The sequence below is a fragment of the Microbacterium hominis genome, assembly GCF_013282805.1.
In the GTDB taxonomy this organism is placed as follows: domain Bacteria; phylum Actinomycetota; class Actinomycetes; order Actinomycetales; family Microbacteriaceae; genus Microbacterium; species Microbacterium hominis_B.
The window spans coordinates 1404498-1417950 of the sequence record NZ_CP054038.1 but is presented as its reverse complement, the minus strand read 5'-3'; the positions used below and the strand labels follow the sequence as shown (position 1 = coordinate 1417950).

General features: G+C 73.4%; 12 protein-coding genes. 2 read left to right on the top strand and 10 right to left on the bottom strand.

The window, feature by feature from the left end:
- The 4 genes from HQM25_RS06165 to HQM25_RS06150 all read right to left on the bottom strand — a co-directional run bounded on the left by HQM25_RS06165 (position 1) and on the right by HQM25_RS06150 (position 3973).
- Positions 1-912, bottom strand: coding sequence for a TatD family hydrolase (locus tag HQM25_RS06165; protein ID WP_172989442.1), 912 nt, complete (start codon positions 910-912; stop codon positions 1-3).
- Positions 912-2489, bottom strand: coding sequence for a methionine--tRNA ligase (gene metG, locus HQM25_RS06160; protein WP_172989441.1), 1578 nt, complete (start codon positions 2487-2489; stop codon positions 912-914). The genes HQM25_RS06165 and metG overlap by 1 nt, the downstream gene beginning before the upstream one ends.
- A gap of 119 nt (positions 2490-2608) precedes the next feature.
- On the bottom strand, positions 2609-3442 hold the full coding sequence (gene rsmI, locus HQM25_RS06155) for a 16S rRNA (cytidine(1402)-2'-O)-methyltransferase (RefSeq protein ID WP_172989440.1): 834 nt from the start codon (positions 3440-3442) through the stop codon (positions 2609-2611).
- A 9-nt stretch (positions 3443-3451) separates the two neighbouring features.
- Positions 3452-3973, bottom strand: coding sequence for a MarR family winged helix-turn-helix transcriptional regulator (locus tag HQM25_RS06150; RefSeq protein WP_254359574.1), 522 nt, complete (start codon positions 3971-3973; stop codon positions 3452-3454).
- 64 nt (positions 3974-4037) lie between these two features.
- Here HQM25_RS06150 and HQM25_RS06145 point away from each other — a divergent pair, with 64 nt between their 5' ends.
- Positions 4038-5762 (top strand): dolichyl-phosphate-mannose--protein mannosyltransferase, encoded by a 1725-nt coding sequence (locus HQM25_RS06145; RefSeq protein WP_254359573.1) that lies wholly within the window; start codon positions 4038-4040, stop codon positions 5760-5762.
- A 22-nt stretch (positions 5763-5784) separates the two neighbouring features.
- On the opposite strand, the gene hemL is transcribed toward HQM25_RS06145, so the two are convergent.
- The 6 genes from hemL to hemE are packed head-to-tail and all read right to left on the bottom strand — an operon-like array spanning position 5785 to position 12146.
- The gene (hemL, locus tag HQM25_RS06140) at positions 5785-7128 is read right to left on the bottom strand and encodes a glutamate-1-semialdehyde 2,1-aminomutase (protein WP_172989439.1); all 1344 of its coding nucleotides are present in this window, start codon (positions 7126-7128) and stop codon (positions 5785-5787) included.
- On the bottom strand, positions 7125-8120 hold the full coding sequence (gene hemB, locus HQM25_RS06135; protein WP_438803625.1) for a porphobilinogen synthase: 996 nt from the start codon (positions 8118-8120) through the stop codon (positions 7125-7127). Before hemB ends, hemL begins: the two co-directional genes overlap by 4 nt.
- Positions 8117-9046 (bottom strand): hydroxymethylbilane synthase, encoded by a 930-nt coding sequence (gene hemC / locus HQM25_RS06130; protein ID WP_172989438.1) that lies wholly within the window; start codon positions 9044-9046, stop codon positions 8117-8119. The genes hemB and hemC overlap by 4 nt, the downstream gene beginning before the upstream one ends.
- Entirely contained in the window at positions 9043-9744 is a 702-nt protein-coding gene (gene hemQ / locus HQM25_RS06125) for a hydrogen peroxide-dependent heme synthase (protein WP_172989437.1), read from the bottom strand. The genes hemC and hemQ overlap by 4 nt, the downstream gene beginning before the upstream one ends.
- Positions 9728-11086: a protoporphyrinogen/coproporphyrinogen oxidase gene (locus HQM25_RS06120; RefSeq protein WP_172989436.1), complete on the bottom strand. Its 1359-nt coding sequence runs from the start codon at positions 11084-11086 to the stop codon at positions 9728-9730. Before HQM25_RS06120 ends, hemQ begins: the two co-directional genes overlap by 17 nt.
- Positions 11076-12146, bottom strand: coding sequence for a uroporphyrinogen decarboxylase (hemE, locus tag HQM25_RS06115; RefSeq protein WP_254359572.1), 1071 nt, complete (start codon positions 12144-12146; stop codon positions 11076-11078). Before hemE ends, HQM25_RS06120 begins: the two co-directional genes overlap by 11 nt.
- Positions 12147-12207: 61 nt before the next feature.
- Between hemE and HQM25_RS06110 the strand changes: the two genes are divergently transcribed.
- Positions 12208-13449 carry a glutamyl-tRNA reductase gene (locus HQM25_RS06110; RefSeq protein WP_172989435.1) on the top strand — a complete coding sequence of 414 codons (1242 nt, stop codon included), beginning with the start codon at positions 12208-12210 and terminating at the stop codon, positions 13447-13449.
- Positions 13450-13453: the final 4 nt, after the last annotated feature.

Here is a 13453-nt window from a genome sequence, read left to right as displayed (position 1 = left end):
TCAGTCCTCGAACGCGCCGTAGACCTCGAGCGTGTTCGCGGCGATCTGCGCGCACAGTTCGTCGGGATCGAGACCGAGCTCCTCCGCCATGAAGCGCACCGTCACCGGGATGAGGTAGGGCGCGTTCGGACGACCGCGGTGCGGCGTGGGCGTGAGGAACGGGGCGTCGGTCTCGACGAGGATGCGCTCGCGCGGGATGACCGCCAGCGCGTCGCGCAGGTTCTGCGCGTTCTTGAACGTGACGTTTCCGGCGAAGGAGAGCCAGTAGCCGCGCTCGCCCGCGATGCGCGCCATCTCGGCATCGCCCGAGAAGCAGTGGAACACGGTCTTCTCGGGCGCGCCCACCCGCTCGAGCGTCGCGAGCACCTCGTCGTGCGCGTCGCGATCGTGGATCTGCATCGCGATGCCGTGCTTCTTCGCGAGCGCGATGTGCGCCTCGAAGCTCTCGTACTGCGCCGCCAGTCCGTCGGCGCCGGTGCGGAAGAAGTCCAGGCCCGTCTCGCCGATCGCCCGCACGCGCGACTGCGCCGCGAGCTCGTCGATCACCGCGATCGCCTCGTCGAGCCGGCCCGCCGCCGCGTACGCGGGAGCCTCGTTCGGGTGGATCGCGACCGCCGCGAGCACGCGGGGATGGGATGCCGCGGCCCACGCCGACCAGCGGCTCGAGTCGATGTCCCCACCGGCCTGGACGACGCCGATCACCCCGACCTCGCCGGCGCGGGAGAGCTGCTCGTCGAGCGAGAGCCCGACGCCGTCCTCGATCTCCAGGTGCGCGTGGTTGTCGTACACCGGCACCGCGAGGGGTTCCGGCGCGGCGGGGTAGGACACGTCGCGGCTGCCCTTGTCGCGCGTGCGCACGTAGGTCGACGGGTCGGTCCCCTCGGCGGGGTACGGCACCGGCGCGTGGGACATCAGACGGTCTGCTCCACCCGCGGGAACAGCGGCGCGAGCGCGGTGACGGAGCTGCCGGGTGCGAGCACGCCCCAGCCGCCGGCCTCGCGCAGCGGCTGGTCCTGCAGCCGGCCGAGCGACTCGGCGGCGCCGAGGGCGACCCAGAGCTTCTCGGTCGAGACCGGCATGACCGGCGACAGCAGCACCGCGAGCGCGCGCAGGCCCTCCGCGGCCGTGTAGAGCACCGTGCCCAGGCGGGCACGCTGCGTCTCGTCCTTGGCGAGCGCCCACGGCTCGTTCTCGGTGATGTACAGATTCAGCGCGTCGACGATCGTCCAGATCGAGGAGATCGCCTCGTCGATGCGGAAGCGCTCGATGGCCGCGTCGGCCGCGGCCGCGGCATCCGCCACCGTCTTCCGGATCGCGAGGTCGGCCTCGGTGTACTCGGCGGGGGTGGGAACGATCCCCTCGTAGTACCGCTCGATCATCGCGGTGGTGCGCGAGGCGAGGTTGCCGAAGCCGTTGGCGAGCTCGGCCTGGTAGCGGGCCGACAGGTCCTCCCACGAGAACGAGCCGTCCTGTCCGAACGCGATCGCCGACAGGAAGTAGAAGCGGTAGGCGTCCGAGCCGAACACGTCGGTGATCTCGGTGGGGGCGATTCCGGTGAGCTTGGACTTCGACATCTTCTCGCCGCCGACCAGCAGCCAGCCGTGCGCGAAGACGCCGCGCGGCACCTCGAGCCCGGCCGCCATCAGCATCGCCGGCCAGATCACCGCGTGGAAGCGCAAGATGTCCTTGCCGACCACGTGGTAGGCGGGCCAGCGGCGCGCGAACTGCTCCGGGTCGGTGCCGTAGCCGATCGCGGTGGCGTAGTTGAGCAGCGCATCGACCCACACGTAGATGACGTGCGCCGGGTCCCACGGCACGGTGATGCCCCAGTCGAAGGCGGAGCGCGAGATGGAGAGGTCCTTCAGCCCGTTCTTCACGAACGAGACGACCTCGTTCTTCGCCGACTCGGGGCGCAGGAAGTCCGGCACGCCGGTGTACAGGTCGAGCAGCTTGTCCTGGAACTCGCTGAGCTTGAAGAAGTAGTTCTTCTCCTGCAGCAGCTCCAGCGGCTTGGAGTGGATCGCGCAGACCTTCAGGCCCTCGAACGCGCCTGTGCCGTCGACGATCTCCGACTCCGGCTTGAACTCCTCGCAGCCCACGCAGTACAGCGCCTCGTATTCGCCGGCGTAGATGTAGCCGCGGTCGTAGATGGCCTGCACGAACGCCTGCACGCGCTCTTCGTGGCGGGGCTGGGTGGTGCGGATGAAGTCGTCGTTGGCGACGTCGAGCTTCTCCAGGAGCGGGAACCACGCCTCGGTGACGAGCTTGTCCACCCACTCCTGCGGGGTCACGCCGTTTGCGCTGGCCGCGCGCATCATCTTCTGGCCGTGCTCGTCGGTGCCCGTGAGCATCCAGGTGTCATCGCCCGACTGGCGGTGCCAGCGGGCGAGGGTGTCCACCGCCACGGTGGTGTAGCCGTGGCCGATGTGGGGCACGTCGCTCGGGTAGTAGATCGGCGTCGTGATGTAGAAGCTGCGGCCGGAAGTCACCTGGAGATTCTAGTTCGACCCGGTGGCGCCCCCGCGCCCGTGTGACGAGTGCCCTCCGCGGCGGTGGCCGACGGGCGTGCGTTGTCACACTCGGCGCGAATGTGACGGCTCCGGCGCGGTCAGCCGCGGCCGCCGGCCGCCCGCGCGGCCAGGGCGGCCTGATACAGCTCGCGCGAGGAGTGGCCGGTGAGGGTCGCCACCTCGCCGGCGGCCTCCTTGAGGCGGGTGCCGGATGCCACGAGGTCGGCCACCTGGGCGACGGCGTCGTCGAACGCCACGGCCCGCGGCGCGGCGCCGGCGACGACGATGACCAGCTCGCCGCGCACTCCATCGTGCGCCCAGGCGACGAGCTCGGCGAGAGAGCCGCGCGCGACTTCCTCGTGGAGCTTCGTGAGCTCGCGGCACACCGCGGCCGCACGCGGGGCGCCGAAGACCGCCGACATATCGGCCAGGGTCGCACCGACGCGGGTGGGGGCGTCGAAGAAGACCATCGTGCGGGGCTCCGCCGCCAGCGCCGCGAAGACGGCCCGGCGCTCCCCGGACTTCCTCGGAACGAAGCCCTCGAAGGTGAACCGGTCGGTCGGCAGGCCCGAGACCGCCAGCGCGGTGAGCACGGCGCTGGGCCCGGGAATCGCGGTGACCGCCACGCCCGCCGCCGCAGCGGCCGCCACGACGCCGTAGCCGGGGTCGCTGACGGTCGGCATGCCCGCGTCGCTCAGAAGCAGCACGTCCTGCTCGCGCGCGAGTTCGACGAGCTCGCCGGCACGGGCCTTCTCGTTGTGGTCGTGCAGCGCGATCAGCCGCGGCCGGTGGCTCACGCCGAGCGCCTGCAGCAGCCGCTGCGTCGTGCGGGTGTCCTCGGCTGCGACGACGGGGACGGTCTCCAGGGCCTCGATCAGCCGACGGGACGCGTCGCCGAGATTACCGATCGGGGTCGCCGCGAGGATCAGCATCCCGCCAGCCTACGCGTCGGCCCCTCCCGAGACGTCGGCGTGCACCTCGTCGACGGCCGCCTGCAGTCGCTGCAGGCAGTCCATGACGATCCGGGTCTCCTCGGGCGTCATGTCGACGACCGCGGCGAGCATGCGCTCGTGCATCCCGCCGAGCGTCGCCCGCACCTCCTCGTCGGTCTCCGTCGTCGGCACCACCACGATGCTCCGACGATCGGTGGGGTGCGGCCGGCGGCTGACGTGGTGGGAGCGCTCGAGCCGGTCCACGATCGCCGTCATCGACGCCGTCGAGACCCCGAGGTACCGCGCGAGCGCGGCCGGCGTCACCGGGCGCTGCTCGCGCTGCGCCTTCAGCAGATACCGCAGCACGAGCAGATCGTTCTCCCCCATCGCCATGGCGTCGCGCGTGCGGCGTCGCATCGCGACCTCGGCGGCACGGTAGAGGCGGAACGACTGCAGCAGCGACACCGCGCGTCGGCGCCGCGAATCGGCATCGTCGCCGTACCAGTACCCGCTCATCTGTTCGTCCTGCACGAGGGAATACTAGGCACTCCGCGCGCGCCGGGGCGGCCGGGCACGGCGACGTAGGCTGGATCGCGTGCCGGATCCGTCACCCACCGAGCCGATCGCGCCCACGCCCGGGCCGCCGCCGGCGCCCGCCGCGCCGTCCGCGGACGAGTCGGCGGACGAGCCCGAGGCGACCGCCCCGGCGCCCGAGGCGACCGCCCCGGCGACGGGTCCTGCACCGCTGCTCCCGGCGATCCGCCCCTCGCTCTACGACCGGTTCACCGCGCGCCTGCACGACGATCCCCGCGCCGCGCGCCTGTACGCGTGGCTCGCACCGGCGCTGGTGGTCGTGCTCGCCGGCATCCTGCGGTTCTGGAACCTCGCCCACCCGCACGACCTGATGAACCAGTTCGACGAGACCTACTACGTGAAGGACGCGTGGTCGCTCGCGAACCTCGGCTACGAGGGGGCGTGGCCCCAGGACGCGAACGAGCGCTTCCTCTCCGGCGACGTCGACGCGTTCACCTCCTCCCCCGCCTTCGTCGTGCATCCGCCCCTGGGAAAGTGGATCATCGCCCTGGGGATGCTGCTCTTCGGTCCCGACAACGGGTTCGGCTGGCGCTTCACGACGGCGCTGCTCGGCACCGCGGCGGTGCTGGTGCTGATGCTCCTGGCGCGGCGCATGACGCGCTCGACCACGTTCGCCGTCCTCGCCGGGCTCCTGATGGCCGTCGACGGCCTGGCGATCTCGATGAGCCGGGTGGCGCTGCTGGATTCGACGCTGATGTTCTTCGTGATCCTCGCGTTCCTGTTCCTGGTGCTCGATCGGGAGCGCACGATGGAGCGCATCGCGATGACCGTGGCGGCCCGATGGAGCGATGAGGGCGGCCCGTACTGGGGTCCGCTGCTGTGGAACCGCCCCTGGGTCATCGCCGCGGGAGCGGCGCTCGGAGCGGCGTCGGCTGTCAAATGGTCGGGCGTGTGGGTGCTCGCCGGCGTGGGCGTGTACCTCGTCGTCACCGACGCCCTCGCACGCCGCCGCGCCGGCGTGCTGCTGTGGCCGACCGATGCCCTTCGCCAGGGGGCGGTGTCGTTCCTGCTGCTGGTGCCGGTCGCCCTGCTGGTGTACCTCACGTCGTGGACCGGCTGGCTCGTGACCGACGGAGGGTACGACCGGCATTCCGCCGACGACGACCCGGCGACCGGGCTCTGGGCGTGGGTGCCGCTGTCGCTGCAGAGCCTGTGGAGCTACCACGTCCACATGTACAACTCGGCGTCGGGCATCGTCTCGCCGCACGCGTTCGCGAGCCCTGCCTGGCAATGGCCGCTGCTGTTGCGGCCCACGACGATCTACTTCCACCACGACGCGCTCGGCGAGGCCGGCTGCGCGTTCGAGAAGGGCTGCTCGCAGGCGATCGCTACGATGCCCAATCCGCTGCTCTGGTACGCAGGTGTGGCGGCGGCGGTGTACCTGCTCTACCGGTTCTGGGTACGTCGCGACTGGCGGGACGCGGTCGTGATCACGGGGATCGCATCGACGTATGCGCCGTGGCTGCTGTTCCCGGAGCGCACGGTCTTCCAGTTCTACACGGTGCTCGTGCTGCCGTTCCTGCTGCTGGCGCTCGCGACGGCGCTGCGCGACATCGCCGGCCCACGCCACGCCGACCCGTACCGGCGGCTGACCGGTCAGCGCCTGGTGTGGGTCTTCCTCGGCGTCGCGATCGCGCTGTCGGCGTTCTGGTACCCGGTGGTCACCGCGATCCGGGTGCCGTACGTCTTCTGGCACGCGCACATCTGGCTGACCGGCTGGGCGTGAGCGGATCGGCGCCTGCCCGCGCTCAGGCGGGAGCGGGGGCGGATGCCGCGGCCCGGGCTGCGGCGGGGAGCGCGTCGAGCACCCGGCCGACGACCGCATCGTCGTGCGCGGCGGTGAGGAACCAGGCCTCGAACACGCTGGGCGGAAGGGACACTCCCGCGTCGAGCATCGCGTGGAAGAACGGGGCGTAGCGCCACGACTCCTGCGCACGGGCGTCGTCGTAGTTCCGAACGGCGCCGTCGCGGAAGGCCACCGAGAAGAGGCTGCCGGCACGGGAGATCTCATGCACCACGCCCTCGGCGGTCAGCGCGTCGTGCAGGCCCGCCGAGACGGCCGCGGCGGCGGCATCCACCCGCTCGTACACGGCGGCGTCGGCCCGTCTCAGCGTGGCGATGCCCGCGGCGACCGCCAGGGGGTTCCCGCTCAGCGTGCCGGCCTGGTAGACCGGGCCGAGCGGGGCGAGCAGCTCCATGTGCGCGGCCCTGCCGCCGATGCCGGCCAGCGGCATGCCGCCGCCGATCACCTTGCCGAACGTGATCAGGTCGGGCGTCCATCCGCCGTCGGCCGTTGCCTGCTCGAGGCCCCAGCGGCCGGCCGGTCCCACGCGGAAGCCGGTGAGCACCTCGTCGAGGATCAGCAGCGCGCCGTGCGCGTGCGCCGTCTCGGTGAGGAAGCGATTGAACCCCGGCTCCGGCGCGAGCACCCCCGCGTTCGCACCGGCGGCCTCGGTGATGATGGCGGCGATGCGGCCCGGGTGGGCGGCGAAGGCCGCCTCCACGGCGTCGCGGTCGTTGTAGGGCAGCACGAGGGTGAGCGCCGCGATGTCGGCGGGGACGCCGGCCGATCCGGGGAGCCCCAGGGTCGCGACGCCGGACCCCGACTCGGCCAGCAGCCCGTCGGAGTGGCCGTGGTAGTGGCCGGCGAACTTCACGATCACGTCGCGGCCGGTCGCGCCGCGCGCGATGCGGATCGCGGTCATGGTCGCTTCGGTGCCGGTGGACACCAGGCGCAGGCGCTCGATCCCGCGCACGTCGCCGACGGTGAGGCGGTCGATCACGAGCTCGGCGAGCTCCGTCTCGGCGGGAGTCGATGCGCCGAACGAGAGACCGCGGGCCGCGGCATCCTGCACCGCCCGGACGACTTCGGGGTGGGCGTGACCGAGGAGCGCCGGACCCCACGATGCGACCAGGTCGACGTACTCGCGGCCGGTCACGTCGGTGACATGCGCTCCGCGCGCGGCCACGATCGACAGCGGGGTGCCGCCCACCGAGCCGAACGCGCGCACCGGGGAGTTGACCCCGCCGGGGATGACGGCGCGGGCGCGGGCCGCGGCGGTGTCGTTGGTGGTGGCGGTGGTGGCGGTCATGCGCGGGTGATCCTCTCGGCGACCTCGACGGCCCAGTAGGTGAGTACGGCGTCGGCACCGGCGCGGAGGATGCCGACGAGGGATTCGTCGATCGCCCGCTCGCGGTCGATCCAGCCGTGGGCGGCGGCCGCCTCGATCATCGAGTACTCGCCGCTGACCTGGTACGCCCACACCGGGACGGGGCTGGATGCCGCGGCGTCGGCGAGCACGTCGAGGTAGGACATCGCGGGCTTGACCATGACGATGTCGGCGCCCTCGGCGACATCGAGCGACACCTCGAGCGCGCCCTCGCGCCGGTTGGCGGGGTCGAGCTGGTACGTGCGGCGGTCGCCCTCGAGCGAGGACTGCACAGCCTCGCGGAACGGCCCGTAGAAGGCCGACGCGTACTTGGCCGCGTACGCGAGCAGTGCGACATCGGTGCGGCCGGCCTGATCGAGCGCCGCGCGGATGACGGCGGTCTGGCCGTCCATCATCCCCGACAGGCCGAGCAGCTGCGACCCCGCCTCGGCCTGCGCGAGCGCCATGTCGCGATAGCGCACGAGGGTCGCGTCGTTGTCGACGCGACCGCGCGCGTCGAGCACGCCACAGTGGCCGTGGTCGGTGAACTCGTCGAGGCACAGATCGGTCTGCACCACCAGGGCGTTGCCGGCCTCGGCAACCGCGACACGGGTGGCGACGTTGAGGATGCCGTCGGGATCGGTCGCACCGGACCCCTCGGCGTCCTTGTGCTCGGGCACGCCGAAGATCATCACGCCGCCGATCCCCGCGGTCGCCGCCCGGTGGAGCTCGGCCTTCAGGGAGTCGAGGGAGTGCTGCACGACGCCGGGCATCGAGGCGATCGGCGTCGGGTGCTCGGCGCCCTCGCGGACGAACAGCGGGAGCACCAGGCGCGACGGCTCGAGGTGCGTCTCGCGCACGAGGCGCCGCCACGCGGGCGTCGCGCGCAGTCGGCGCGCGCGCATCGCCGGGAAGGAAGCGGGCGTCTGGGTCATCGGTCCTCCTCGGCCGCGGCGGCGCCGAGCGGCGCGAGGTCGGCGGCGCCGACCGCGATCAGCTCGGCGGCCACACGCTCGGCGACATCGGCGGCGGCATCCACATCGATCGCCGCGGCGTGGGAACTGGTCAGGTGCCCGGAGCCGTCGGGGCTGTACACGCTGGCGGTCAGGAAGAGGATGCCGTCCTCCTCGAAGGATCGCGCGCCGATGGGCGCGGCGCAGCCGGCCTCGAGCCGGGCGAGCACGCCGCGCTCGGCCTCCGCGGCGCGCCTGGTCGCCGGGTGGTCGATGCGGCGGGCGAGCGCCTCGTCGCCGGTGCGCGTCTCCACCGCCAGGGCCCCCTGGGCGGGCGCGGTCGGCCACGCGTCGATGTCGAGGAACTCGGTCACCGCGTCGAGCAGGCCCAGCCGCGCGAGTCCGGCGGCGGCGAGCACGACCGCGTCGAGCGCGCGCTCGGGATCGTCGGTGCGCAGGCGACCGAGGCGCGTGTCGACGTTGCCGCGGATGTCGACCAGCACGAGATCGGGCCGTCGGCGGGCGAGCTGGGCGCGACGGCGCGGCGACCCGGTGCCGACCGTGGCGCCCTCGGGGAGGGTGTCGAGCGTGAGCCCGTCGCGCGCGCACAGCGCGTCGCGGGGGTCTTCGCGGCGCGGCACCGCGGCGATCGAGAGGCCGAGCATCGGCGCGGTCGGGAGGTCCTTGTACGAGTGCACGACGGCGTCGACCTCCCCCGCGAGCAGCGCTTCGCGCAGGGCGGCGGCGAACACGCCGGCGCCGCCGAGCGAGGCGAGCGAGGCGGTGGAGCGGTCGCCCTCGGACTGGATGATCACGAGTTCGCCGCCGAGGGCCTCGGCGACGGTGCCGGCCTGTGCCGTGGCCAGCGCGCTGCCGCGCGTGCCGATGCGCAGGGGCGCTGCGCTCACGCGATCACCTCGGCCACCTCGTCGGCCGAGATGCGCCGGCCCGTGAAGAACGGGATCTCCTCGCGGACGTGACGGCGGGCCTCGGTGGCGCGCAGGTGCCGCATGAGGTCGACGAGGTCCACGGGGTCGTCGGCCTCGAGCCCCAGCAGCCACTCGTAGTCGCCGAGGGCGAAGCTGGCGACCGTGTTGCTGAGCACCTGCGGGTACTCACGGCCCTTGAGACCGTGATCGCGCAGCATCTCCCCGCGCTCGGCGGCCGGCAGCAGGTACCACTCGTAGCTGCGGACGAACGGGTAGACCGTGACCCAGTCCTTGGGAGCGAGGCCACGGGCGAACGCCGGCATGTGGTCGCGGCTGAACTCCGCGTCGCGGTGCACGCCCAGCGCGTTCCAGGTCGGGAGGAGCCCGGCCAGCTCCCGTGTGCGGCGGAGCATCCGCAGTTCGGCCTGCAGCTGCTGCGCCGAAGGGCCGGTGAGCCAGAGCATGATGTCGGCGTCGGCGCGCAGCCCCGACACGTCGTAGATGCCGCGCAGGCTCTCAAGGCCCGCGATCGCGTCGGCCAGGGCCGGCCCGTCCTCGGCCGCCGCGGGAGTGTGGGGATGCCGGCGCAGCACCGCCCAGAGCGTGTAGTAGTCGGTCGCCTCCGCGGGCGCGGTCCCGCTCGATGCGGGCGCGGTCTGCTCAGTCTGCTCGGTCACCGTTCCATCCTCCCTGCTCCGCGGCTGCGGGGCGATCACTTTCGTGCTCGGCGTCGTGGTCGCCGCGATGATCGGCAGTCGACGACAGAAGATCTGCGGCCACGCGCTCGGCCTGCGCGACCACGGCGGCAAGGCCCGTGCCGGCGGCCGTCTCGCCCACCGCGGGCATCTCGCCCTCGGCCGCGCGGGCACCGCGGCGCCAGACGCGCACGGCGCTCTCCGCGACGCGCACCGGCGTGCCCAGGAGCACCCCGGCATCGTGTGCGGCCTGGGCGATGAGGGCGTCGGCGGGGCCCGCGTCGGTTGCGTCGCCGTCGTACGAGAGCCGGATCACGTGATGGCCCGGCAGGGCCTCCGCCACCCACGACCACTTCGCGGTGAGGTGCGTGAGAGCGCGGGCTCGCACGTCGGGGGCGTCGGCGGCGACGAGCAGTCCGGTCCCCCGGGGCGCCGCGTCGAGCGCGGCGGAGGCGTCGACGACGAGGGTGGCGAGGGTGATGGTGCGGCCCTGCGGTGCGGCGTCGCCGGCGCCGTCGGGGTCACCGCACGCCCGCACCACGGTGCCGGCCAACCGCGTGCCTGGAACGCTCACGCCGTCGGGAGCGAGTTCTGCGGCCGGCGTCCCCACCCGCAGGTCGACCCCGAGGCGGCGGCAGTCCGCCGCCAGCGCCGCCGGGATGCGGTGCATGCCGCCGCGCAGGCCGGCCACCTGCGAGCCGGCGGGGGCTGCGGCGCGCAGCGCGCGCACCGCGGCGGCCAGCGACCCGTGCGCGGCCAGCTGCGCGCGAAGCTGCGGCGACGCGACCTCGACGGGCATGGCGTCGGGCTCGCGCGAGTGCACGCCGCGCACCACCGGGGCCACCAGCCCCTCCAGCACGCGCCGGCCCATGCGGGCGCGCACGAGGGCCCCGAGGGAGGCGGCATCCTGCCCCACCCCGGCGGGAAGCACGGCGTCCAGCCGCGCCCGCCACGCCGCCGGGCGGCCGATCGCGCGCACGACATCGGCGGCGAGCGGATCGCCGGGGATGCCGAGCACGCCCGTCGCCGGCAGCGGCACGGCCGTTCCGTCGGCGCGGTGCAGCCACGCCGGCGTGGGCGCCGGCGTCACCACGTCTGCGGCGAGACCGAGTTCGTCGAGCAGGTCGGCGAGCGCTTGGCCGCGCGTGGCGAACGACTCCGCCGCGGCATCCAGTTCGATGCCCGCGATCGGCAGCGGCGCCACCTGGCCGCCGACCCGGTCGGCCGCCTCGAGCAGCGTGACCGTGCGGCCGGCGAGGGCCAGGCGCCGGGCGAGGACGAGACCGCCCACGCCCGCGCCGACGATGAGGAACTCAGAGGTCATGCACGAGGTCCACGATGCGGCTGAGCACATCGGGGTCGGTCTCCGGCGGCACGCCGTGGCCGAGGTTCACGATGTGGGCGGGCGCCTCCGAGCCGCGTTCGACGACGTCGCGGACGTGCCGCTCGACGAGCGGCCAGGGCGCGGTGAGGAACGCCGCGTCGATGTTCCCCTGCAGCGGCATCGTGCCGCCCAGGCGACGGTTGGCCTCATCGAGCGGCAGGCGCCAGTCGATGCCGATCACGTCAGCGCCGATCTTCGGCAGCGCGTCGAGCATCTCCCCCATGCCGAGACCGAAGTGGATGCGGGGCACCTCGAGTCCGCGCAGCCACGAGAACGCGCGCTGCGAGTGCGGTGCGACGCGGCGGATGTAGTCGTCGCGCGAGAGGGATCCGGCCCACGAGTCGAACAGCTGCACCACGCTCGCGCCGGCCCGCACCTGGGCCTGCAGGAAGGCGCCGGTCACATCGGCGCACCAGTTCAGCAGCTGCGACCACGTGTGCGGGTCGGTGCGCATGAGGGCACGCGTGCGCAGCTGGTCCTTCGACGGACCGCCCTCGACCAGATAGCTCGCCAGTGTGTACGGGGCGCCGCCGAAGCCGATGACCGGCTTGTCGCCGAGTTCGCGGGCGACGATCGCGACCGCCTCCGAGATCGGTGCGAGCGCCTCCGGGTCGATGGGTCGCAGCGCCATCACGTCAGCGGGCGTGCGCACCGGCTCGTCGAGCACGGGGCCGCGGCCGGGGACGATGCGCACCCCCACCCCCGCCAGCAGCACCGGGATGACGATGTCGCTGAAGAAGACCGCGGCATCCACCCCGTGACGCCGCACCGGCTGCAGGGTGATCTCGGCCGCGAGCGCGGGGTCGAGGCAGGCGTCGAGCATCTCCACGCCGGCGCGCGACGCGCGGTACTCGGGCAGCGACCGGCCCGCCTGGCGCATGAACCACACGGGGAGCGTCTCGGGGCGGTCGCCGCGCGCCGCGCGCACCAGAGGCGACGACGCGGTGCGTCCGTCGGCGAGCGGGTGGCCTTCGGGCAGGGCGATCACGTCTGTGGACACCCGTCAAGCGTACGCGGCCGGTCCCCGTGCGCTTCTCAGAAGCGGCCGGTACAATCCCGGGGTGCTCTTCTGTCTGACGGCGAACCACCGCAATACGGAGTTCGACGTGCTCGACCGCATCTCGCGGATCTCCGAGTCGACGGCACAGGACCTGGTCACCGGGCACGAGTTCGTGCGGGGCGCGATCGTTCTCGCCACCTGCAACCGCTTCGAGGCGTACCTCGACATCGACGAGCCGCTCACCGGCGGCGCCGCGCTCGCACAGGAGGCCGTGCTCGAGGCGCTCGAGTCGGTCGCCGGCGACGATGTCGCGTCGTTGCGCGCCTCCGCGACGACCCTCTCCGGCGACGCGGTCGTGCGTCACCTGTTCTCGGTGAGCTCGGGCCTGGAGTCGATGGTCGTGGGCGAAGAGGAGATCACCGGGCAGGTGCAGCGCGCGCTCAGCGCCGCCCGGCTGCGTCAGACCACGAGCACCCACCTCGAGCAGGTGTTCCAGCGCGCGGCGCACTCCACCCGTGCCGTCCGCGCCCGCGCCGACCTCGGCGCCGCCGGACGCTCGCTCGCGCGCCTCGCCCTCGACCTCGCCGACTCGCGCGTCACCGACTGGGCAGACGTGCCGGTGCTCCTGGTCGGCACCGGTCAGTACGCCGCGACCACGATCACCGCCCTGCGCGCCCGCGGGGCCGCCGACATCACGGTGTACTCGGCCTCGGGCCGCGCCGAGCGCTTCGCCGCGCGTTACGGCATCCGTGCCGCCACCGACCTCCGCACGGCGATCGGCGATGCCGAGATCGTCCTCACCTGCACGGCCCGCTACACGGTGTCGGCCGCCGACGTGCCGGCGAACCGTCAGCGCCTCATCATCGATCTGGGCCTGCCCCGCAACGTCGAGGCCGACGTCGCCGAGGTCGCCGGTGTCGATCTGCTCGACCTGGAGCTGCTCGGCCGCCACGCCGCGCTCCCCGAGCTCGGCGCCGGTGCCCACGAACTGGTCGGCTCGCACGCGGCGACCTTCACCGCCGAGCGCGACGCCGCCCCCGCGATCGTGGCTGTGCGGCGTCACATCCAGGAGGCGCTGGATTCGGAGCTGTCCCGCGTGCGCCCCGACGCCGCCGGCGCCGACGCGACCGCCGCCGCCCTGCGCCACCTGGCGGGCGTGATCTCGCACACCCCGTCGGTGCGGGCGCGCGAGTATGCGGCCGCCGGACGCCTGGCCGAGTACGAGGCGGCGCTGGAGATGGTCTTCGGCGTGCAGCCGGAGGCCGTGATCGCCGACGACGTCGCCGAGGATCTCGCCGGCTGAGTCA

What these genes read in the sequence shown, in the direction of transcription:
- HQM25_RS06120 (WP_172989436.1), bottom strand. Translation starts at nt 11,086, where the DNA reads ATGACCTCTGAGTTCCTCATCGTCGGCGCGGGCGTGGGCGGTCTCGTC.
- rsmI (WP_172989440.1), bottom strand. Translation starts at nt 3,442, where the DNA reads ATGCTGATCCTCGCGGCGACCCCGATCGGTAATCTCGGCGACGCGTCC.
- hemL (WP_172989439.1), bottom strand. Translation starts at nt 7,128, where the DNA reads ATGACCGCCACCACCGCCACCACCAACGACACCGCCGCGGCCCGCGCC.
- hemB (WP_438803625.1), bottom strand. Translation starts at nt 8,120, where the DNA reads ATGACCCAGACGCCCGCTTCCTTCCCGGCGATGCGCGCGCGCCGACTG.
- HQM25_RS06165 (WP_172989442.1), bottom strand. Translation starts at nt 912, where the DNA reads ATGTCCCACGCGCCGGTGCCGTACCCCGCCGAGGGGACCGACCCGTCG.